At 43.1% G+C, this 21918-nt stretch carries 19 protein-coding genes, 1 pseudogene and 1 riboswitch; of the genes and pseudogenes, 4 read left to right on the forward strand and 16 right to left on the reverse strand.

The features are described from left to right. Positions 1–32: 32 nt before the first annotated feature. The 6 genes from ACQYAD_RS17815 to ACQYAD_RS17840 all read right to left on the reverse strand — a co-directional run bounded on the left by ACQYAD_RS17815 (position 33) and on the right by ACQYAD_RS17840 (position 7017). Positions 33–1304: an MFS transporter gene (locus ACQYAD_RS17815; RefSeq protein ID WP_430240318.1), complete on the reverse strand. Its 1272-nt coding sequence runs from the start codon at positions 1302–1304 to the stop codon at positions 33–35. A gap of 96 nt (positions 1305–1400) precedes the next feature. After that, a complete protein-coding gene (gene nikC, locus ACQYAD_RS17820) occupies positions 1401–2300 on the reverse strand; it encodes a nickel transporter permease (RefSeq protein ID WP_430240321.1) in 900 nt (299 codons plus the stop codon). A 12-nt stretch (positions 2301–2312) separates the two neighbouring features. Then, positions 2313–3320, reverse strand: a complete 1008-nt coding sequence (locus ACQYAD_RS17825) for an ABC transporter permease (protein ID WP_430240324.1) — start codon at positions 3318–3320, stop codon at positions 2313–2315. A 76-nt stretch (positions 3321–3396) separates the two neighbouring features. Next, complete coding sequence (locus ACQYAD_RS17830) at positions 3397–5007, reverse strand: ABC transporter substrate-binding protein (protein WP_430240327.1); 1611 nt, start codon at positions 5005–5007, stop codon at positions 3397–3399. A gap of 47 nt (positions 5008–5054) precedes the next feature. Further along, positions 5055–6023, reverse strand: a complete 969-nt coding sequence (locus ACQYAD_RS17835) for an ABC transporter ATP-binding protein (protein ID WP_430240330.1) — start codon at positions 6021–6023, stop codon at positions 5055–5057. Further along, entirely contained in the window at positions 6004–7017 is a 1014-nt protein-coding gene (locus tag ACQYAD_RS17840) for an ABC transporter ATP-binding protein (protein WP_430240333.1), read from the reverse strand. The genes ACQYAD_RS17835 and ACQYAD_RS17840 overlap by 20 nt, the downstream gene beginning before the upstream one ends. A 353-nt stretch (positions 7018–7370) precedes the next feature. Between ACQYAD_RS17840 and ACQYAD_RS17845 the strand changes: the two genes are divergently transcribed. Beyond that, positions 7371–7493, forward strand: coding sequence for a hypothetical protein (locus tag ACQYAD_RS17845; RefSeq protein ID WP_430240335.1), 123 nt, complete (start codon positions 7371–7373; stop codon positions 7491–7493). Beyond that, positions 7483–7620: pseudogene (locus ACQYAD_RS17850) on the forward strand (polar amino acid ABC transporter ATP-binding protein); the annotation flags it as partial. The gene ACQYAD_RS17845 and the pseudogene ACQYAD_RS17850, both read left to right, overlap by 11 nt. 318 nt (positions 7621–7938) lie before the next feature. On the opposite strand, the gene ACQYAD_RS17855 reads toward ACQYAD_RS17850, so the two are convergent. The 8 genes from ACQYAD_RS17855 to ACQYAD_RS17890 all read right to left on the reverse strand — a co-directional run bounded on the left by ACQYAD_RS17855 (position 7939) and on the right by ACQYAD_RS17890 (position 16992). Continuing rightward, a complete protein-coding gene (locus ACQYAD_RS17855) occupies positions 7939–8769 on the reverse strand; it encodes a carbohydrate ABC transporter permease (protein WP_430240338.1) in 831 nt (276 codons plus the stop codon). Positions 8770–8783: 14 nt separating this feature from the next. Continuing rightward, positions 8784–9701: a carbohydrate ABC transporter permease gene (locus ACQYAD_RS17860; RefSeq protein WP_430240341.1), complete on the reverse strand. Its 918-nt coding sequence runs from the start codon at positions 9699–9701 to the stop codon at positions 8784–8786. Between the two features lie 68 nt (positions 9702–9769). Beyond that, a complete protein-coding gene (locus ACQYAD_RS17865; protein ID WP_430240344.1) occupies positions 9770–11071 on the reverse strand; it encodes an extracellular solute-binding protein in 1302 nt (433 codons plus the stop codon). Positions 11072–11108: 37 nt separating this feature from the next. Beyond that, a complete protein-coding gene (argH, locus tag ACQYAD_RS17870; RefSeq protein ID WP_430240347.1) occupies positions 11109–12617 on the reverse strand; it encodes an argininosuccinate lyase in 1509 nt (502 codons plus the stop codon). A gap of 55 nt (positions 12618–12672) precedes the next feature. Then, positions 12673–12837: a hypothetical protein gene (locus ACQYAD_RS17875; protein ID WP_430240350.1), complete on the reverse strand. Its 165-nt coding sequence runs from the start codon at positions 12835–12837 to the stop codon at positions 12673–12675. A 31-nt stretch (positions 12838–12868) separates the two neighbouring features. Continuing rightward, complete coding sequence (locus tag ACQYAD_RS17880) at positions 12869–14338, reverse strand: glycoside hydrolase family 32 protein (protein ID WP_430240353.1); 1470 nt, start codon at positions 14336–14338, stop codon at positions 12869–12871. 62 nt (positions 14339–14400) lie between these two features. After that, on the reverse strand, positions 14401–15849 hold the full coding sequence (locus ACQYAD_RS17885; protein ID WP_430240356.1) for a sucrose-specific PTS transporter subunit IIBC: 1449 nt from the start codon (positions 15847–15849) through the stop codon (positions 14401–14403). 144 nt (positions 15850–15993) lie between these two features. After that, complete coding sequence (locus ACQYAD_RS17890) at positions 15994–16992, reverse strand: LacI family DNA-binding transcriptional regulator (RefSeq protein WP_430240359.1); 999 nt, start codon at positions 16990–16992, stop codon at positions 15994–15996. Between the two features lie 239 nt (positions 16993–17231). Between ACQYAD_RS17890 and ACQYAD_RS17895 the strand changes: the two genes are divergently transcribed. Next, complete coding sequence (locus tag ACQYAD_RS17895) at positions 17232–17693, forward strand: PTS sugar transporter subunit IIA (protein WP_430240362.1); 462 nt, start codon at positions 17232–17234, stop codon at positions 17691–17693. Between the two features lie 648 nt (positions 17694–18341). Here the strand turns inward: ACQYAD_RS17895 and ACQYAD_RS17900 are convergent. Together ACQYAD_RS17900 and ACQYAD_RS17905 are read right to left on the reverse strand one after the other, a co-directional pair. Beyond that, positions 18342–18833: a spore coat protein gene (locus tag ACQYAD_RS17900; protein WP_430240365.1), complete on the reverse strand. Its 492-nt coding sequence runs from the start codon at positions 18831–18833 to the stop codon at positions 18342–18344. Positions 18834–18919: 86 nt separating this feature from the next. Then, complete coding sequence (locus tag ACQYAD_RS17905) at positions 18920–19975, reverse strand: M20 family metallopeptidase (protein ID WP_430240368.1); 1056 nt, start codon at positions 19973–19975, stop codon at positions 18920–18922. A gap of 201 nt (positions 19976–20176) precedes the next feature. Here ACQYAD_RS17905 and ACQYAD_RS17910 point away from each other — a divergent pair, with 201 nt between their 5' ends. After that, positions 20177–21496: an APC family permease gene (locus ACQYAD_RS17910; RefSeq protein ID WP_430240371.1), complete on the forward strand. Its 1320-nt coding sequence runs from the start codon at positions 20177–20179 to the stop codon at positions 21494–21496. A gap of 192 nt (positions 21497–21688) precedes the next feature. Beyond that, a riboswitch (cobalamin riboswitch) is annotated at positions 21689–21887 on the forward strand. Positions 21888–21918: the final 31 nt, after the last annotated feature.

Consider the following 21918-nt stretch of genomic DNA (forward strand, 5'->3'; position numbering starts at 1 on the left):
AGGATCCATTCCTTTTTGCTCTTTTTTCATCTTTAACTGCCCTGCTTTTCTCCTTGCCGCTGCTCTTTGATTAACAGGCTGCCTACCAGTCCGAGCAGTGAAAAGACAACAGGAATGAGGAATCCATAGCGATAGCCAACATTGCTTCCAGCGGTATTGAAATAGTCCAGTACTTTTCCAAAAACAGTTGGCAACAGTACTGCGCTTAAAAAGCCACCCGTGTTGGCTACTCCCGAAACAACACCAACCTCTTTGATCGGGAAAGATTGCCGAACGACTGCAAAGGTTAATGCGCTGGCGCCATTGCCATAGCCAATCAGCAGAAATAGAACGGCCAGCAAGAAAAACGGTGGTTTGCCGCCGAACAAAAGAAAGGATGTCCAGCCAATAAAAACAAGGCATTGAATCATAACATATGGTCGCTTAATCATCTCCAAGCGGCTTGTAATCCAAGTCGTCAGCGGCCCGCCGGCAATGGCACCAAAAAGGCCAATCATAATGAGCTGACTGGCGGCTGAACGGGACATATCATATACTTGCATCCCATATGGCACTGCCCACGAACCAATAAAACCGACATATGTTCCAACAACGCCAAAATGGCAAAAAAAGGTTGCCCACGTCTGACGCTCCGTAAAGACCCGCCGTAAAATGACCCGTGTTTTTTCACGTTTCACCGCCTTTTTAACCGCAGCCTTTTTCTTTTTCTCCGACGAAACAATGCCGATCTGCTCTGGCCTTTTTACTAAAATAAAATAAAGAAAAATGCCAATACCCATTAAAAGGATTCCCACTGTGAAAAAGGGAATTCTCCAGCTTGTAGCAGCGATCCATGCGGAAAAAGGAACGGTGGCCATCAAGAAACCGAGACCGCCAGACATTCCAGCAATCCCAAGTAAACCAATAAATTCTTTAACCTTAAACCACTGGCTTAGTATCAACACCAAATTCACCCAAATGGTTGCATCACCCATACCAACCAATAAGCGGGCTGTAAAAAGCACCGCTTCATTTGGAGCTAAGCTATATAGAAATGTACCTAAACCATTCAGGATCGTGCCGCCAATCAGAAAAAAATTCGGACCAAAGCGATCAGACAAAATCCCAATCGGGATCTGCAAGCCGGCATAAGCCAAAAATTGAATGCTCGTCAGCAGCCCAATCGTTGAAGCCGAAATTGTAAATTCTTTCATTAACCGATCCGTTATTAATCCCGGTGCCGTTCGCTGGCTGACAATCAAAAAATAAGCAGCCAGCACCGCAGCAAACACAACCCATCTGTATGAGCTATTCTGTTTTTCCACTGTTCTCTTCTCCCATTTCATGTTACTCATTCTATTATAGTGTATTTTTCAAAAATAGGAAGTTTGAAGAACAAGGGAGAATGGACAAATTAGCTGTTACTGCTTCAGTTTCGGATCAAGCACATCCCTTAACCCGTCGCCCATCAAATTGAACCCCAATACAGTTAACATAATCGCAACACCTGGAAAAAATAATGTCCACGGGGCTTGCACCAAGTATTGTTTTGAATCGGAAAGCATTTTGCCCCATTCCGGCGTTGGCGCCTGGGCACCTAATCCGAGAAAGCCCAATGCTGCAGCTTCGATAATCGCCGTAGCAATTGCGAGTGTTGCCTGAACAATAACAGGGGAAATGCTATTAGGCAAGATATGGTGAAACAAAATTCGCGTGTCCCTCATCCCCACTGCCCGTGCCGCCATAATATATTCTTCCTGTTTGACGCTGAGCACTTTGGAACGAACAAGTCTTCCGAAGTTTGGAATATTGATCACTGCAATAGCAATCAGCGCATTTTGCAGTGAAGGGCCTAAAATTGCCACAACGGCGATTGCCAACAGAATGCTTGGAAATGCCAACATAATATCGAAAATGCGGGAAATAATCGTATCGACCCAACGGCCATAATATCCAGCGACAATGCCAAACAGTGTACCTAGAATAACGGACCCTAAGACTGAGAAGAACCCAACCCACAGTGACAGCCGTGCCCCATACAAGACGCGCGAAAAAATATCCCGGCCAAAGTCATCGGTACCAAAAAAATGCTTGCCCGAAGGCGGCATCAATCGCTCAGCCAAATTTTGATCTTTATAACTGAATGGTGCTGCAATCGGCGCAATGAAGGCTAAAACAATAAAGAAAAGGACAATTCCTAAACCAATTACAGCTAACTTATTTTGGTAAAAAGATTGCCACGCTTCTTTCCAGGGAGGTGTGTGTATTTCTTCTAGATGAACTTCTGGAACAGTTGTCGTATTTTTTGCTAGTTCAGCCACCTTCTATCCCTCCTATTTCGTATATTTAATCCGCGGATCAACCGCAACATATAATAAGTCGACGATCAGGTTGATCAGTACAAAGATAGCCGCAATAATCAAAATCCCTGACTGAATAACAGGATAATCACGGTAGCCGATTGCATCGTATAAATATCTTCCGATTCCTGGCCAACCAAAGATCGTTTCTGTTAAAATAGCTCCTCCCAATAACAGACCCACTTGCAGGCCAATAACCGTCAAAACGGGAATAATCGCGTTTTTCAGTGAATGTTTGTATACCACCCAGAACATCCTTAGTCCTTTTGCTCTTGCCGTGCGGATATAATCCGACTTCATCACTTCAAGCATGGTTGAACGGGTCATCCTTGCAATAATGGCCATTGGAATGGTTGCAAGCGCGAAGCTTGGCAACACAAGATGCTGAATAACCGCAGTAAATTGATCAAACCTTCCCTGCAGCAATGTGTCGATTAAATAAAGATTGGTAATCGCCGATACGGGATCCCGGACGTCCTCACGTCCTGTTGTAGGAAACCAGCCCAATTGAATCGAAAAGGCCCATTGTTCCATTAAACCAAGCCAGAAAATCGGCATAGACACACCAATAAGTGCAAAAATCATTGCAACATAATCAAACCACGATTTTGAAAACCAGGCACTGATGATCCCGGCATTCACACCGATGACGACTGCAATCAGCATCGCGACCATCGTTAATTCCAATGTCGCTGCCAAGTACGGCCAAATCTCCTGGTTAATCGGCCCCCTTGTCCGTAGGGAAATGCCTAAATCGCCATGAAGCAGTGCTTTAAGATATTCAAAGTATTGTATGTACCAAGGCTTGTCCAATCCTAATTGTTGAGTTAGTGCTGCCACTGCTTCTTTCGTTGCCCTTTGCCCGAGAATGACTTGAGCCGGATTTCCGGGAATCGCATGAATAATGGAAAAAACGACAAGCGTCATACCGATTAATACAGGGATTAACGCAAGCACACGGCGGACTGAATAGGTTACCAAACTGCTCACCTCTTTTTTTAAAATCTGAATCTTTAAAGTGGAAAAAGGGAGGGATACTTCCCCTCCCCTTCACACGTTAATTTTTAAATTCAACTTTGCTCAATAGATCGGATCCAGTTGGATGCGGCAAATAGTTTGCTACGTCTTTCGCTGCTGCTAATAGCGGTGTTGAGTGAACAAGCGGTACCCATGGAGCATCATCATGAATGATTTCTTGAGCTTGTTTGTATAAATCATTACGTTTCGTTTGATCTGTTTCAGACTGTGCTTTAATTAAAATGTCATGTAATTGGTTGTTGCTATATTGAGAGTAGTTGTTTGCCCCAATGCTGTCTTTATCAAGCAATGTATAGAGGAAGTTGTCTGGATCCCCGTTATCACCTGTCCAGCCCAGCATATATGCATCAAATTGGCCTTTTCCGGCATTTTGTAAATAAGTAGCCCAGTCAACTGTTTTGATATTCGCTTTCACACCGATTTTTGCAAAGCTTGCTTGAATGACCTCGGCAACCTTCATCCCTTCAGGCATATATGGACGGGCTACAGGCATTGCCCACAAATCCATGCTGAATCCATTTGGATAGCCAGCTTGTGCCAATAACTGCTTTGCTTTTTCCAAGTCATATGGATAAGCAGAAATGGCATCGTCATACCCTTCAATGGAAGGCGGCATTGGATTTTTCGCTGGAATTGCCTGACCGCCGTAGAACGCTTGAATGATAGCTTTTTTGTCAACGGCATAGTTTAATGCCTGACGGACGAGCTTGTTATCAAAAGGTTTACGCGTGACAGTAAAGCCTAGATAGCCGATATTCATTGATGGACGTTTGATGACTTGAAGTTTTGGATTCGACTTGACCGTGGCTTCATCCGAATTGTTCAGTCCATCCATCACATCGATTTCACCATTGGCTAAAGCATTTAATCGAGCCGTGTTTTCAGGGATAACACGGAAAATGACTTTGTTTAACTTTGGCAGACCCTTTTGCCAATAATCAGGATTTTTCTCAAGTGTAATCCGGTCATTTTGTTTCCATTCAACAAACTTGAATGGACCGGTACCCACTGGGTGTTCTCGGAATTTATCACCATATTTCTTCACAGCTGCCGGGCTGGCAATTCCGAACGCAGACATGGCCAAGTTTTTCAAGAATGGAGCCTGCGGCCGTTTTAAGACAAACTGCACTGTATATGGATCGACTGCTTTTACTTCTTTAATGACGTGTCCTTCATCTTTTTTATAGCCGCCAAACATCGTGTAATAAGGGAATTGCTTCTCATCGCCGTTCATCCAGCGATCAAAGTTAAATACGACAGCATCTGCATTGAAGTCTGTTCCATCTTGGAATTTGACGCCCTTACGCAGATGGAAAGTGTACGTTAAGCTATCTGGCGAAACATCCCATTTTTCAGCCAGTCCTGGATGCAGCGTTGTATCCTGGTCCCCATAGTTAACGAGCGTTTCAAAAATATTTTTCGTAACCTTAAACGTTTCTCCTTCAGTTGAGGTAATTGGGTCAAGTGAAGTAGAATCGCCTCCGCGGCCATATACGAGCGTATCTTTTTTTGAAGTGCCGCTTGAATTTGAAGCGCCATTGTTTGACGTCTTGTTGGACTGGCTGCAGCCCGCAAGAACGAGGCTAATTGCCAGGATGGCAAATGCCAGCAATTTAACGGTTTTTTTCATACGTTTTCCCCCATTTTCTCTTTTATTTTTTATCATGATTGGGCATTTTACTTGGTGAACAAGTGGCATGCCACAGAATGACCGTTAAGATATTGTTCTTCAGGCCTTGTCGTTTTGCAAATATCCATACACTCTGTGCACCTCGTGTGGAATGCACAGCCCGACGGCGGATTGGCCGGACTCGGAAGTTCCCCTTGAATCAACGTTCTCTCCCTTTTTATGTCCGGATCAGGTATGGGCACCGCGGAAAGAAGTGCCTGGGTATACGGGTGTTTCGGATTTTCATAGAGTTCTTCACTGTCAGCCAGTTCAATTAATCTGCCTAAGTACATGACGCCGACGCGATCACTGATGTGGCGGACAACCCCTAAGTCATGGGCGATAAAAATATAGGTAAGACCAAATTCTTTTTGAATATCTTTCATTAGATTCAGAACTTGCGCCTGGATCGAAACATCAAGTGCCGAAACGGGCTCGTCCGCAATGATCAGTTTTGGCCTTGTCATTAATGCTTTCGCAATTCCAATCCGCTGCCGTTGTCCGCCGCTGAATTGGTGGGGATAACGTTTGGCATGATAACTGCTTAAACCTACTACTTCAAGCATTTCCCGCACTTGCTTCCTGCGTTCTTCCTTCGTACCAATTCCGTGAACAATTAACGGCTCTTCGAGAATCTGTTCGATCGAATGTCTTGGATTTAACGAAGCGTACGGGTCTTGGAACACCATTTGGATGTCCCTTCGCGTTCTACGCAGTTCCGATTTTGACATTCGGGTAATCTCTTTGTCTTCAAAAATAATTTTGCCATCGCTCGCTTCGATGAGACGCATGAGCAATCTTCCGGTTGTTGATTTTCCGCAGCCGCTTTCGCCTACAATTCCTAATGTTTCACCTTTTTTGACGTAAAAGGAGACATCGTCCACTGCTTTGACTTCGCCTTTTTTATTGCCAAATAATCCTCCTGTAATGGGAAAATATTTTTTGAGGTCTTTGACTTCAAGAAGTAATTCCGACATGCTGATCACTCCCCTCTTTCACTGTATGTAAGAAACAACGAGCAACATGCCCGTCTTTATTGGTCGTGTGCAAATCAGGGGATTCATTATGGCAGATAGCCAATGCTTCAGCACAGCGCGGTGCAAACCGGCATCCTTTTTGGATTGTCCCTGGAGCCGGTACACTTCCAGGAATGCTGTAAAGCCGCTCTTTTTTCTCGGTTAAATTAGGAACAGATTTCAGCAGGCCTTTTGTATAAGGGTGCTGGGGATCCTTTAAGATCGTTCGAACGTCCCCTTGCTCAACTACCTGTCCCGAATACATCACAATAACACGATCACAAATTTCCGCGACTACACCTAGGTCATGGGTAATCAAAATGATCGATGTATTTGTTTTTTGATTGAGATCCTTCATTAAAGTGAGGATTTGTGCCTGAATCGTTACATCAAGGGCTGTTGTCGGCTCGTCCGCAATCAGCACTTTCGGATTACATGCCATTGCCATCGCAATCATGACGCGTTGCCGCATTCCTCCAGACAGCTGATGCGGATATTCTTGTAAAATACCTTCCGCCCTTGGAATCCCGACTAGCTTCAGCAATTCTATGCTACGGGCTTTTGCGTCGGCTTTCGAAAGCTTTGTATGTAATATAATCGCCTCCATAAGCTGGTTGCCAATTGTAAACAGCGGATTCAATGATGTCATGGGTTCCTGGAAAATCATCGAGATTTGATTACCTCGTATTTTCCTGAATTCCTTTTCCGATAGTTTGGTTAAATCCTTTCCTTCAAAAAGGATTTCTCCCTTTTCAATCTTGCCGGGCGGTGTCGGAATGAGCCCCATTGCGGTTAAAGAGGTAACACTTTTCCCACTTCCGGACTCACCGACAATTCCCAGTATTTCTCCTTCATTTAATTCGAAACTTATTCCATCAACTGCCGGAGCATATTTTTTCCCAGATTGAAACGAAACTTTCAACTCTTTGAATTGTAAAATAGGTTGGTTCGTCACTTTTACACCCGCCTGATAATTCAGTTATTTGCGAAATAATATAATTATTACACATATTGCAATATAGTAAATTTTATAATAATTATGACATTTCTTATTGTGTAGGTTTTGTCGAAACTTGTCAATAAGAAAATCAATTTTTCCGACAAATTTCGGATACGGCATACAGAAGTAGGAAACGTTTGATAGGACCTCTCCTATTGACCAATTTTCCCGTCTATTGTAACAATGCGCTCGAAAAACTTCGTGAGAATGGGACACTTGCGCGGATTAGTAAAATATATTTCGGTGAAGATATCACCACAAAACCGAATTAACGGGCTACATAGAATGCTAGAAAGGATGTTGTTACATTGCCTAGTTTTTCTCATTTTGCAAAAGTGCTGACAGATACAAAAGGCGTATTTATTGACGCTATGTTTTTAACGTTAAAATTAACAGTTGTCTCCATTCTTATCGGTATTGTTTGCCCATGAGGTCGCTGACTGGATTGTCTATATGAATGAGGGAAAAATAATTGAGAGAGGTCGTCCCGGGGAGTTTTTTGACAATCCAAAAGAAGACCGCACAAAGGAGTTTCTAAAAACGACTGTGTTAAAGTAGTGCTTAACTTAAATCAATGAAAAACCATCCATCGTGAAACGTTTTGAGAACTTAGTTAAATCATTGAAAGGCAAAACTCCAGTTAATGACTGGAGTTTTTTATCTTTTTTTTGCATAGTTGGGGGGTGTTGGCGGAATTATTCAGCATGAAGGCGGAAAAAGCCGCAACGAAGGCGGAATTCCGGAACACGAAGGCGGAAAAAACAAAATAAAGGCGGAATCCACCTCCTTCTAACTGCGTTACTCGCAATCTTTACCCTTGCCGCGTCATGATCGCTCCAACTCACATCATGATTGCAATTCATAACCCAACCTTTCTCATCCCTTTACTCCCGTCAGCGTGATTCCTTCAACAATTTGCCGCTGGAAGAGGAGGAAGACGATCACCATGGGCAAAACGGCCAGCGTACTCATCCCCATAATGGTATTCCATTGGATGCCGCCGCTATCGCCCGTTGCGTAAAGAGAAATGCCGACCGGAAGCGTCCTCATACTATCAGTCGAGGTAACAATCACCGGCCACAGATAGGCATTCCAATTTCCTAAAAACGTTATGATCCCGAGCGCCGACAAGGCTGGTTTCACTTGGGGAATCGCAATCCGCCACCAGATTTTAAACTCGCTCATGCCATCCATTCTTGCCGCATCAAGAAGATCATCGGGGATGCCCAACATAAATTGCCTCATCAAAAAGACCCCAAACGCTTCAATCAGTCCCGGGAACATGATTCCCAAATAGCTGTCAATCAAGTTTACCTTTGTCCCCATCACATACCATGGAATCACCAACATTTCCGTTGGGATCATCAGCGTACTTAAAATTAAAATAAAAATAATCTTAACGCCCGGGAATTTATATTTTGCCAATGTATAACCAACAAGCGAATTAAAAATTAAGCAGCTTACCGTCACAATCAAACCGACGAGAAGACTGTTCCAATACCATTTTAAAAAATCAGTTTCCTGCAAAATAAATTGATAGGCTGAAAAATCAATTTTTTTCGGCCAAAAAGAAAAACGATAAAAGTCTGGCAAACTTTTAAGCGATGAGAGAATCATCCAAAGAAACGGGAAGGCCACCACCATTACACCAGCAATCAGAACTAGATGAATACAAAGTTCCAGCCCTTTAAATTTCCGGTTATTCAACTTGTTCCCACCCCCTAATATTCATAGTTTTTGTTAAGAATTTTAATTTGCAAAAGCGTAATCAATAAAATCACGATAAATAAGACAACGGCAACGGCTGAAGCATACTCCATATTAAAGTCCTGGAATGCATTTTTATACATATAGATCACGACACTAATCGTACTGTTCAACGGGCCCCCGGCACTTGCTCCGCTGCTCGCTGTGAGATTTTGTATTTGCGTGAAGGTTTGCAATGCTTGGATGACGCCTGTGACTGCCAGGAAGACAATGGTTGGATTGAGCAAAGGGAATGTGATTTTCCAAAATAATTGCCATCTTCCTGCACCGTCTATTTTTGCGGCTTCATAAAAATGTTTCGGAATCGATTGAAGGCCAGCCATAAAGATTAGCATGCTAAAACCCATTGTTTGCCAAATCATGACGGCGGAGATACAGAATAGCGCCAGCTTCGGATCGGACAACCAATTTTGCGGCGGAATGCCAAACCAACCAATAAATTCATTGAGGAAGCCGGTATTTGGGTCAAACATCAGCCGCCACACCCAGCTGACGGCAACAACTGAAGTGATATAGGGCAAAAAGTAAACCATTCGATAGAACCAGCGAAAATGATGGATGCGTTCAATTGCCAGAGCAATCAGCAAGCCAAACGCCATTTGCAATGGCACCGTAATGATAACGTATTTTGCCGTGTTCCACACTGATTTCCAAAAAACTTGATCGTTAAATAATTGCTGATAGTTTTCAAGCGTAAAACCCGAACCATTTTGCGGTGAAAAGGACATTGAAAAAGCGTATAGAGTTGGATAAATTCGGATCGTGAGAAAAAATAACAGGGGAACGGTTAAAAACGTATAGGCAACGAGCGTTCTCCTTGTTTTCAGCTTGATAGGGCTTCTTTTTTGCCCAAATACAGTTGAATGTTCCAATAAATAAAGCCTCCTTTCCTGCCTTTAAAAAAGGGGCGGTCTACTAAGTACACCGCCCGAAAGTTCCATTACTGATTTTTAAAATAAGCATCCCGTATTTTTTGCTGTTCTTTCACAAGGTTTTCAAAGGTTTGATCAATTGGCTCATTGCTTAGTAAAATTTTATCGATATGCGCGGACATGGAGTCGCGTTCCTTTGGTTCATCAACAAAGAAGGTCGCATGGGCACTCTTTAAACCTTGAACAAATGGACCGTAAATTGGATCCTTGCTGATCGATTGATCGGCTGCAAAAGAAGCATCCGCAGGCAATTCGCCGACATTTTTCAGCCAGTCTTTTTGCGTTTCTTCCGAAGTGAGGAATTTTAGAAACTTCTCGGCCGCTTTCAGTTTTTCTCCTTGAACCCCTTTGGCAATCCCGTTGGTCCAATAGGAGCCAAAGTTGGATTCTAAACCGCCTGGTTCTTTGACCGGAAGAGTTGTCACACCCCAATTAAACTTAGCAGCATCCTTTACGGCAGCAATGTCAAAGGAACCATCAATCATCATTCCTGCTTTTCCTGCCTTAAAGGCTGTATTGTACTCTTGAAGGAACGTCGGCTCGCCAATTTTCTCCTTCTTCGTCATGTTCACCCAATAGGTGAACGCTTCAAGGCCTTTTGATGAAGAGTTCCACAAAACCCTTTTCCCATCCGGACTAAACGGCTCTACGCCCCATTGTCTAAGCAAAACCTCTTCAAACGCATGATAGCCTTGGCCATTAACATCCCAGGCAAAGCCTTCCTGTTCCAGTTTTCCATTCGCTTTTCTTTTTGTTATTTTCTTCGCATCCTGGATCAGCTCATCCCATGTTTTCGGCGGTGTGTTGGGATCAAGTCCCGCTTCTTTAAATAAGTCCTTGTTCCAGAAAAGGGCAAGGGAGCGAACGGCAATTGGCAGAGTATAATATTTCCCGTCAATTTTTGATGCCTGGATCATCGGAATGTATTTTTTTTCAATCTCAGCCGTGCTCATGAAGTCTTGCGGAATCGGCTGCAAGTACCCTTGTTTCACATATTGCGAAAGCCAGCCGTAATAGAGATTGAGTATATCTGGTCCTTTGCCGGCATGCATCGCCGCGGAAACTTTTTGGTTGTATTGATCATATGGAAAGTCTTGGGCAACAACTTTGATATTCGGATTCTCTGCTTCAAATTTTTTAATGAGACTCTTGATTTCCGTTACCTTTGCCGGGAACGTGTATTGCCAATAGGTGATGGTTGTAACGTTTGAATTTGTACTTGACGATTTGCTGTTGCTGCTGCACCCGGCAAGCGCAGTAATGCTGATGACCATCACCACGATAAAGATACTGAAAAATCTCTTTTTCATGTAAAATTCCCCCTTTAAAAATTGGCTGGTTTTCTCTTTATTGATCCCGTTCCCATGTTTGCGTTAGTATGTCAAGCTGTCCCACACAGTCATTGACGCGATGGATTTCATTTTCCAATTGATGAATGGTTTCTCTTAGGGATTTCTTTCGTTCAGCGATTCCCCGTTCAATTTCCTTCGGCGCCGTGCCTCCGGGAAGCGAGCGAATTTCAATAAAATGTTCTGGATCCATTGCTGTCCGGATGACTTCTGCGGATACATGTAAACGTTTGCCAATTATCGACTCTGCTGCTTCATCGACAAGTGCCGTTGTGATTTGGTCAGCTGTCAACCCTTTGGCTATTGCCAATTTCACCACTTTGCTTGTAATGGCATGGGCGGTTCGGAAAGGAATATGTGTTTCCCGGAACAGGGTATCCGCCAATTCCGTTACAGAGGCGAAGCTTTCTCTCGCCCTTTTTTTCAACATTTCTTCATTGACTTCCAGCGTTCCAACAACCGCACTTGTTAAGCGAAAAATTTGATCAATCAGCCTTAATCCTTTCCATAAATACGGCTGCAGATCATCCTCTGTATCGTTGATATCCCCATACGGCGTATTATGCAGCATTTGCAAAACAGTTTGCGCATTTCCTGCACCGCTTGAGCCCAATGCCCGGATATGTTCCAGCGATACCGGGTTGCGCTTTTGCGGCATGATGGAGCTTGTTTGCACAAATGGATCCGCAATTCTTACCGCTGAAAATTCTTGCGTGCTCCATAAAAGCAGATCTTGGGAAAAGCGACCAAGGTTGATAAACGCCAATTGCATGGCCGCAGCCATTTCACCCAAATAATCGGCGCCAGCGATCGCGTCGTAAGCATTTTTCACCAAGCCGGAAAAGCCTAAAAGCTCAGCTACCCGCAAGCGATTAATTGGAAATCCGGTTGTTGTTAATGCTGCTGCGCCAAGGGGACTGGTATTGCAAGTTTCATAGGCCGCTTTTAGTCTTTTAATGTCACGGTGGACCACATCGTACATTCCGAGCACATAATGTGAAAAAGCCATTGGCTGCGCCTGTTGTGTATGGGTATGGCCTAAAACAACTGTATCCTTGTATGTTTCAGCTGTGTCCAGTAGTGTTTCTTGAAAAGCAAGTACCGATTTTAACGCCTTTTGGAGCTTGCGGCGAAGCACCATTCGATACATCGCGACTCCCATATCATTCCGGCTCCGCGCAAGATGCAAGCTCCCCCCTGCTTCACCCGCAATCTCAATGATCTTGCTTTCAACCAAAAAGAACAGATCCTCGTATTGGCCGGTGTAGGTGGACTCTTTAATTGCCTGGATGTCCAATGAACGGATCCCTTCCATAATTCTGGCTGCTTCTTTTTCGGAAAGAAGGGATTGTTCAACCAGCATAATCAGATGGGCTTTATGGATGGCAATCATCGGCTCAAGCAGCACATGCTTTGCATTTTCATAAGCCGGTGCTAAAACAACTTCCGAATACGTGGCGCCAGGAAAGTTTGTTCCTTCCATTTTAAAAATACGATCCCTATGCATAACATAGCCCCTTTATTTCAGTGAATAGTCTGTCTTAAAAATGGAGATTAGTAAATCATATTAGCTTTGTCGGTTTATTTAGAACCTTATTTTCGACGTGAATGAGGCGGATTCCGCCGTTTTTATGCTTTTTCTCGCCTTGCTTATGCGGAATTCCGCCTTCATTTCCCTTTTTTCCGCCTACATCCCACGGAATTCCGCCTTCATCAAAAAAAGGCAACGGCCTCCATAAAAGGAGACTGTTGCCTTCTTTACACTTCAAATTTTACCGCACACAGATTCGCCTTTCCACCTGTTGCAAAAAAACGAATTCCATGGCTGTCTTCTTTTGGAAAAATACGGCTCGTAAATACTTCTTCGCCGTCATTGATAAAAATCTCGACTGAAGAAACATCGACAAACAAATGGAATTTGATTACTGGCGCATCAAGTGAACATTTGCGAACCGTTCCGTAATCCTCTCCAACCACTTCTCCAGAATTCGTCCGATCCAGAATGACCTTTTTCTGAACAGCATCATACTGAACCACCGTTTTCTCGTCCTTTCCCACTCGAAACTCAATACCAAATTTGCTTGCATCAAAATCTGCAAATTCCGCAATCAACTCATAGGCAGTTCCTGAAAACCCGGCAAACCCCCTACTTTCATCGGCAAGAACTGCATTCGCTTCATATTGCTGTCCCCGCAATGTTTGCAATTCTTTCACCGGCTGTTGGATCAATTTCCCCTCTTTAATCGACAGTTCCCTTGGCAATGTCAAACAATGGGCCCAGCCATTTTTATCGGTAGGGTATTCAATTTCCGGAAGTCCCATCCATCCGACTAAAATCCGCCGGCCATCCGGATTCACCATTGTTTGGGGAGCATAAAAATCAAACCCGCGATCAAGCTCGTAAAACGATCCGTGCGACAACGACAATTGGTTCGGAACGAGCTGACTGCCAAGTACATAGCCAGATTGATAAATATTTTCAAATTGATCGCCCTTAGGCTCGATTCCTTGCGGTGAAAAAATGAGGACCCCTTTATCCTGCAATGTGAAATAATCCGGACATTCCCACATGTAGCCGAAATTTTCAAGACTTGTACTGATTTCGCCGGCAAATGCCCAATGAAGCAAGTCTTCTGAACGATATAGCACAACACAGCCTGTTTCATTCAACCGCTGGGCACCAATCACGGCAAAAAATTCATTGCCCTCTTTCCAGATTTTTGGATCGCGAAAATGATCCGTATAACCTGCAGGGACTCTGTCAATAACCGGCCGTTCCAGCTTCACAATTTCCCCCGATTGATCCATAATCGCCATACATTGAAACGGGTGTCTAACCCAATTGTCATCACGCGTGTTGCCTGTGTACAATAAATACAATTTTCCTTCATGCTCAATCGCACTTCCAGAATAGGCACCATGACTATCATACGCAGTGGTTGGTTCAATGCCGATGCCAACATTTTCCCAATGAACAAGGTCTTTTGATTTCGTATGGTACCAGTACTTTAAACCGTGTACAGGCCCTAGCGGGAACCATTGATAAAACAAATGATACTCTCCGTTAAAATAGGAAAAGCCATTCGGATCATTCAAAAGACCCGTTTCAGGCTGAATGTGGTAGGATTGCCGCCACTTACACCCGTTTACTTCCGACCGCAGTTTTAAAAGTTCTTCCTGACTTGCCTCTTCAATCCGGCGGTAACGCTTCTCTTTTGTCCAAATCATAGTTGCCTAACTCCTTTACGGAATAAAGGAGAATCGACTGATTCCCCTTTCAATTTGATCGATTATGCCGCTTTATTTTCTACCTCAACAGCATTTTTTTTTGCGTTTCTTTTGGCTAACACAAGGGTCATTGTAAAAGCAACCACAATGGAGATAGCCATTCCAATAACATAGTAGAGGATCTCGCCCGGCTTAATGGAAATAATTCCCGGAAGACCCGCCGCTCCTAAGGCAACTGCCTTTACCTTAAAGAAAGTAATGAAGGCAGAAGCGATGCCGGCGCCAATGATCGCTCCAAAAAATGGATACCGCAGTTTTAAGTTCACACCGAACATGGCAGGCTCCGTAATTCCTAACAGTGCGGAAATCCCGGATGCTGATGCAAGGCTCTTCATTTTTTTATCTTTCGTAATCAACAATACAGCAAGAGTTGCAGCACCTTGCGCTACATTGGACATCGCTGCAATCGGGAACAGGAATGAACCTCCTGTCTTAGCAATATCTGAGATTAATTGAGTTTCAACAGCAATAAAGCTTTGATGCATACCGGTAATAACAATTGGCGCATAGAAGAAACCAAAGATTCCGCCGCCAACAAATCCAGTTGTGTTGTAAAGCCAAACGATTCCATCTGTGAAAAGGTTCCCGGCACTTCTTGTAATCGGACCCACAATCGTGAACGTAAGTGCGGCTGTTACGAGAATCGATAGCAATGGTGTTAATAAATTATCCAAGGCAGATGGCGTAATTTTCCGCAACCCAATTTCAATTTTTGCTAGAATGAAAGAAGATGCTAGAACAGGAAGAACCGTTCCTTGATAGCCAACCTTTTCAATCGAAAAGCCAAGAATATTCCATACAGGTACCTTGTGTTCGACTAATGCCGCACCATAGCCATAGGCATTTAACAAATCAGGGTGAACCATAATCATACCGAGTGCAGCCCCTAAAAATGGGTTTCCGCCAAACCGCTTCGTTGCGGAAAAACCGATCAGCACCGGCAAGAAGACAAAGGCCGCGTTGGCAAATGTATTAATCATCGCTGCTAAGTCAGCAATTCCAGGGTTTGCGTCAATCAATGATTTTCCGGCAATAAATAGATCTTTTGCTGTTAGCAAGTTGTTCAGACCCATCAATAGACCGCCGGCAACGATGGCTGGAATAATCGGGACAAAAATATCAGAAAGCAATTTAACAAGCTGCAAAAGCGGATTTTGTTTTTTCGCACTGGCACTTTTAACTTCACTTGTCGACATTTCGTTAATTCCGACAAGCTGTATAAATTGTTTGTATACTTCATTGACAATGCCAGAACCTAAAATAATTTGAAATTGTCCTCCTGTTGAAAAAGTTCCTTTGACAAGTTCCATATTATCTAATGCAGCTTGATCAATTTGATCTTCATCATGTAAAACCAACCGAAGTCGCGTTGCACAATGTGCAGCAGCTGAAACGTTTTCTTTTCCGCCAATCGCCTCTAAAATGGCTTGTGCACTTTCTTTGTAATTCATCTTCATTCTCCTTTTTAATTTGACCTTCATGCTATATGGTACCGGTTCCAAACAAATCGTTAAAAACTCTCTATTAAAAATAGCTTGGTTTTAGGAACCGGTTCCAATTGATTCAAAAGAAAAGTGGAACCGATTCCACTTGCATTATAAACCACGAGCAACTATATTGTCAACGCTTTCCCGTTTCGTAATTTTATACTTTGATAGAATGACCGGAGCGATGGTTTGGCCATTAAGCAGTTTCACCATACTTTGCGCCGCAATCTTTCCCGCATCCGCGTAAAAAAATTTCACGGTTGTTAAACTGGGGTGAATGATTTCGGTAACATCGTAGCCGCCAAACCCGGTAATCGATAAATCGGCCGGCACCTTGATTCCTTTTAAATGAGTAGCTTTGATCGCACCAAGGGCAATATTGTCGGTTGCACAGACTAAAACTGTAGGATGAAATTCATCAATGATCGAAGGCACCTTTTCGATCGCTTCATCAATTTTAAAGCTTGTCTCGTAAAATTTTACTTCACAATCATCCACTTCTTCAAGCGCCCGTTTAAACCCTTCCTTTCGCCTTACCCCCACGGCAATATCCTTTTCCGTTACGCCTAAAAAAGCAATTTTGCGGTGGCCGTTGGCAAGGATATATCTTCCCAATTCATAGGCGGCATCATAATCGTTGTGAATGACACTAAAAACATCCTCGTGCTGCTGGCCGACAAGCAATACAGGGATTTGCAGCTGTTCAAATGCTTCTAAATGGGCATCGGTTATTTGTGTTGCAAGCAAAATAATCCCAGCCACCTTTTGCCTTGCCATGCTATAGATATTTTCAATTTCCCGCTCCAAATCTTGGCTAGTATTGGAAATGAGCATTTGGTAGTTGAGCTCTCTTAATTGCTCATCAATGCCAATCAATGTTTGCGATGTTGCAAACGAATCAAGACGCGGGACAATCGTTCCAATAATAGTTGGCTTTTTTGCTTTTAAGCTTTGGGCAAAAGTATTTGGGATATAGCCTGTTTCTTTAATGACACGCTCAATCTTTTTTTTCGTGGCCTCGCCGACAGAACCGCCATTGAGGTAGCGCGAAACCGTGCTCTTGGCAACACCCGATAATTGGGCAATGTCGGAAATTGTTTTTATCATACTCGGATCCTCATTCTTCTATACACATTCGAATTTTTCTACAAAGAACCGTTTGTTGGATTAACCAGGAGGTTCATGGGTATCTTAAGTATAAGATGAATTTTTTTTGCTCGAAAGAGTTTTCATTGAATTGCCATTGATTTCTTGGCAAGATATTATTAAAATAATTTGGTGAGTTACTATCATTATATCAATGAATGGAACCGGTTTCCAAGGATAAAAAAGGTGGTTTTTAAAATATGTTTAATTTTTTCAAGAAGAAGGAAGTTGAAAATGATTCATCTATCATGATGCCGTTAGAAGGCCAAATCGTCGCGATTGAAGCTGTTCCGGATCCCGTCTTTTCGCAAAAAATGATGGGTGATGGCTTTGCAATCCAGCCGACAAATGGAACCATTGTATCTCCGGTTGATGGTGAAGTGATCAGCGTTTTTCCAACCAAGCATGCTGTCAGCCTTAAGGCTCAAAATGGAAGGGAAATTTTAATCCATGTTGGCCTTGATACGGTAAATTTGGGTGGCGAAGGCTTTACGGCTTTTGTGAAAGATGGCCAAAAGGTGAAAAAAGGGCAAAAATTGCTTGAAGCTGATTTTGATTCGATTAAAGACAAAGTTCCGTCCATCATCACGCCTGTTGTCTTTACAAACTTAAGCGAAAATGAAAAAGTCGTTGTGGAAGGTCAGAGTGTAAGGATTCAGTAAAACGTAAGAAACGCCGGGCAAAAACCAGCCCGGCTCTTTTTAGTTTGGCGGCTAAACGGAGTCTGTTGATTTCCGCCCCAGGCACTCGCTTTCCGGGGGGCATGCGGGTGAGCCTCAAGTGCCCGTTTTACCCTGAAAAATTCGAGAATTGGGCATCAGGAAAGCTAGTAATGACCGGTTCGACCCAAAAAACAGAAGAAGCGGGCATTCGAAAAGCTAGTAATGACCATTCTGACCCAATAAACAGAAGAAGCGGGCATTTGGGAAGCTTGTAATGACCGGTTCGACCCAAAAAACAGAAGAAGCGGGCATTCGGGAAGCCTCTGGTGACCATTTACCCTGATAAATAGGAGAGTTGGACTCAAAAATGCATCCGAATTTCCTTCGTTCAATGGTATTTCAGGAAGCTTTTTCAAAGTCCTGCGGGGGCTTGCCTGTAACGCTAATTTTCGAGGAGTCGGTGCGTTCCGCTCTAATCAGCCATAAACGAATCCCACCCCGAGTACCTCGTATTTTCTCATTTTTGTTGGTATCTTTATGGCGATAAATGGCTTATCAACCCGTTTTTTCCTTTTAACGGTCAAGAGATATGTTAAGATCTAAATTCTGATAGTAGAACAAAGCCAATCAAGTGATTGGCTTTGTTCTTTACATTCTCAATGCTTTGTGGGCGTTTTTTAAGTCATTTTCCAACATTTGGCCTAAATCATATGCCGGATAGTATCCGTTTTTCAGCATATACCTGAAAATTTGTTCATGCCCATTGATCGCTCTTACTAAATGATTGATCAGCGTTTTTCGTAAAACAGGGGTTGCCGTTTCTGTAATTGCAACAGAATAATTCCGGACGGATGTTTTTAAAAGAGTCAATAAATCTGCGGCGTAAAAGCTATGATCTTCTCTTTCAGACTCCTCTTCCCGCTGAACAGGTGCGGGGACAGACGAATAAAAAGAGATCAGCTCTGTAACATTTTGCTTGAGCTCATTGATTACCTTTCTGTAGAGATCTTTCAATTCTTTATCATTCACTTTATTTACAGCCATTTTTAGTTTAATCAAACCGACGGATTGAAAAGCGACCAATTCATGAATTTCTAGCGTTTCATGCCAGGCCAATAATTTTCTTTCTTCTTCAGACATCTCCATACCTCCAATGATCTTTTTTCGTCAGAGTCAGCATATTCAGGTTAAAGAAAAAGGAGAATGTCCTAGCACAGTTCGTTTTTTTAAAAGCCTAGAGCGTACGCTACTAGCATTTGTTGATATTGATCAATCGACTCGATGACAACATATTCCTCATCCCCATGCCAGTTCGCTCCACTTGGGCCAAATTCGATTGCCGGGATGCCATAGGCGGAGAAAAAGCGGGTATCTGCTGATCCGTGCTGGCCAAAAATAGCGGCCTCCTTATTTGTTATCTTTTCAATCACTGGGATCAAAGCAGTGATATACGAATCATCGGGCTCAGTGCGGACGGGTTCCCCTGACATACCGACGGTCACCTTTCCATCTGTCGCCTTTTCAATTTGCTTGCGGATTTCCTCCTTCGTTTGCGTTGGCAAATATCGGATATCATAGGCCAGAATACACTTTTCCGGCACTTTGTTATAGGCATCTCCGCCTTGGATCATCGCCAAATTAATGGAAGGGGATGAATAAAACTCCGAACTTTCACCGACAAACGGTAGTTTTAAAATGTTTTCGTGGGTTTGGTATGCCTTTTCAATTGCATTGACTCCTTCCCACGGCCTGCTTCCATGCGCCGATTTCCCTTGAATCTCAATATCGACATGCATGATTCCTTTCGCCTGAAGGCCGATTCCCAGTTGTGTCGGTTCAGCACAAATGACAAAATCACCAAGGTAGCCTTGTTCTGCTAAGTACCCGGCACAATTGAATCCGCCAATTTCCTCATCCGAAACAATTTGAAGCTGTACCTTTGTTTTCAAATCACGATTTTTTAATTCAGCCATTGCGGCCATCATGGCTGCAACCCCGGCCTTCATATCTGCTGCCCCACGGCCGTACAGCCTGCCATCCTTTTCTTTTGGACGAAACAATTCAGCCTTTCCGCTTACAACATCAACATGACCATTAAAAATAATTGTACGTTCCCCGCTGCCGATCTCGCATACCAGCATGTTATAACCGTTGTTCGTTAATTTTTTCACAGGCAAATTGCGTTCCAACAGCCACTTTTCACAAAAATCAACAGCCCGATTTGCCCCTTCCTTCGTCGAGCTATCAATCGAAAGTAAGCTTTTAAGTAACTCGATCATCATAACCTCTACGCCTCCCAAATCAGTCTCCTAATTAGTATCCTAGTAAAAGATAATAATAAAAACAAAAATTTGTCAAATATTATGGAATTTAGAAACAATTCGTATTATACTTAGAAAAGCAATCTAGAATAATATTTTGATATAATAATTTGCCGTTATTATTTTCAGAAGATTCACTATATATAGAAAGGGGAAATTTGGATGCAGCAAAATAAAGGGAAATTAGGTTTTTGGAGCATTGTTCTGTTAGGCATCAACGGAATCATTGGTTCCGGCATTTTCTTATTGCCGAATAAGGCGGCCTCTTTAATCGGGCCTTTAAGTATTGGCGTCATTTTATTCGATGCATTGCTTGTGATCAGCTTAACGCTCAGTTTTGCTGAAGCAGGCGGTATGTTTAAGAAGAATGGCGGCCCTTATCTATACGCAAAAGAAGCGTTTGGCGACTTTATCGGCTTTGAGGTCGGCTTTATGAAATGGGCCATTAGTATAATTGCCTGGGCGGCAATGGCGGTAGCCTTCGCTACTTCCCTTGGAGTCGTATGGGCGCCGGCAAATGATCCGTCCGTCAAAAACATCATTGTCACCATTATTATTGTTGGGTTGGGAATTGTAAACTACCTTGGTGTCAGTATATCAAAACTATTAAACAATATTATTACGATTGCAAAGCTTGTACCGCTGTTCATTTTTGTGGCAATTGGAATTTTCTTTATAAAAGGCGGAAACTTCACGCCGCTTCTTCCACATGGGACATATGAAGCAGGCACTTTTGGCGCAGCGGCATTGCTTATCTTTTACGCATTCACCGGGTTTGAATCATTGGCTGTCGCTGCAGAAGATATGAAAAATCCCGAAAAAAATATACCGAAAGCCATTTTAACGGTTATCTTGATTTGTTCCGCTTTCTATGTATTGATTCAAACCGTTGCAGTCGGAACGCTTGGACCGAATCTCGCCGCATCGACCGCACCATTGGCAGATGCAACCAAACAATTTATCGGACCTGTTGGTGCAACAATCATTATGGCGGGAACGTTGATCTCCATCGGTGGAATTAATATTGCTTCCTCCTTTGTTACACCAAGATCGGCTGTAGCTTTGGCAAATGACGGGTTAATTCCTAAATTTATTGCCAAAACAGGTCGTTTTGGCACACCGACATGGGCAATTCTGTTAACTGTTGCCTTTGCATTGCCGTTAGCATTATCAGGAAGTTTTGCTAAACTGGCGGCCATCAGTGTTGTTTCCCGATTTGCCCAATATGTACCGACAGCTTTAGCCGTTATTGTTCTTCGGAAAAAACGACCTGATTTAGAAAGAAACTTTAAAGTGCCATTTGGCCCGGTCATTCCGGTCATCGCAATTATTGTAAGCATTTGGTTAGTAACTCAAGCCTCCTCTGAACAAATCATCTGGGGATTGGGCGGACTCATTGTTGGAATCCCCGTATATTTCCTAATGAAATGGACATCTAAAGGGGAATCCGCCCCATCCAGATCGAACCGAAAAGTAAGCTAGTTTAATAGAGTAGACAGCTGCCAAGGAGATGGCAGCTGTTTTTATTGAGAAGGGAATGGGCTCTGAAACATAGGCTCCTAACCATTTCTACCATTTTTATCTAACATGAAAGAAAGATTTTTTAAAAAATTGATTGTATTTTCCGCAAAACTCCTATATATTGAATCATGTACAAACATTTAATACTACATATTGTATGCCGTTCGATTAGATGCCATTTGGCTTAATAGGGAATCCGGTGGAATGCCGGAACTGCCCCCGCAACTGTAAATGCTGACGAAATAGAGAAACCACTGTATATGTCAACTTGCTGACGCAGGTACGTAGATGGGAAGGGTTTAGAGTAGGATGAAGCATGAGTCAGGAGACCTGTCTGATCGTAGTTTGTTTCAACTTCTTCGGGGATTGAGAAGATGAAACGG

Source organism: Neobacillus sp. SM06 (genome assembly GCF_050496765.1).
Lineage (GTDB): Bacteria > Bacillota > Bacilli > Bacillales > Cytobacillaceae > JAEVLT01.

What these genes read in the sequence shown, in the direction of transcription:
- ACQYAD_RS17830 (WP_430240327.1), bottom strand. Translation starts at nt 5,007, where the DNA reads ATGAAAAAAACCGTTAAATTGCTGGCATTTGCCATCCTGGCAATTAGC.
- ACQYAD_RS17835 (WP_430240330.1), bottom strand. Translation starts at nt 6,023, where the DNA reads ATGTCGGAATTACTTCTTGAAGTCAAAGACCTCAAAAAATATTTTCCC.
- ACQYAD_RS17865 (WP_430240344.1), bottom strand. Translation starts at nt 11,071, where the DNA reads ATGAAAAAGAGATTTTTCAGTATCTTTATCGTGGTGATGGTCATCAGC.
- argH (WP_430240347.1), bottom strand. Translation starts at nt 12,617, where the DNA reads ATGCATAGGGATCGTATTTTTAAAATGGAAGGAACAAACTTTCCTGGC.
- ACQYAD_RS17880 (WP_430240353.1), bottom strand. Translation starts at nt 14,338, where the DNA reads ATGATTTGGACAAAAGAGAAGCGTTACCGCCGGATTGAAGAGGCAAGT.
- ACQYAD_RS17885 (WP_430240356.1), bottom strand. Translation starts at nt 15,849, where the DNA reads ATGAATTACAAAGAAAGTGCACAAGCCATTTTAGAGGCGATTGGCGGA.
- ACQYAD_RS17890 (WP_430240359.1), bottom strand. Translation starts at nt 16,992, where the DNA reads ATGATAAAAACAATTTCCGACATTGCCCAATTATCGGGTGTTGCCAAG.
- ACQYAD_RS17895 (WP_430240362.1), top strand. Translation starts at nt 17,232, where the DNA reads ATGTTTAATTTTTTCAAGAAGAAGGAAGTTGAAAATGATTCATCTATC.
- ACQYAD_RS17900 (WP_430240365.1), bottom strand. Translation starts at nt 18,833, where the DNA reads ATGTCTGAAGAAGAAAGAAAATTATTGGCCTGGCATGAAACGCTAGAA.
- ACQYAD_RS17905 (WP_430240368.1), bottom strand. Translation starts at nt 19,975, where the DNA reads ATGATGATCGAGTTACTTAAAAGCTTACTTTCGATTGATAGCTCGACG.
- ACQYAD_RS17910 (WP_430240371.1), top strand. Translation starts at nt 20,177, where the DNA reads ATGCAGCAAAATAAAGGGAAATTAGGTTTTTGGAGCATTGTTCTGTTA.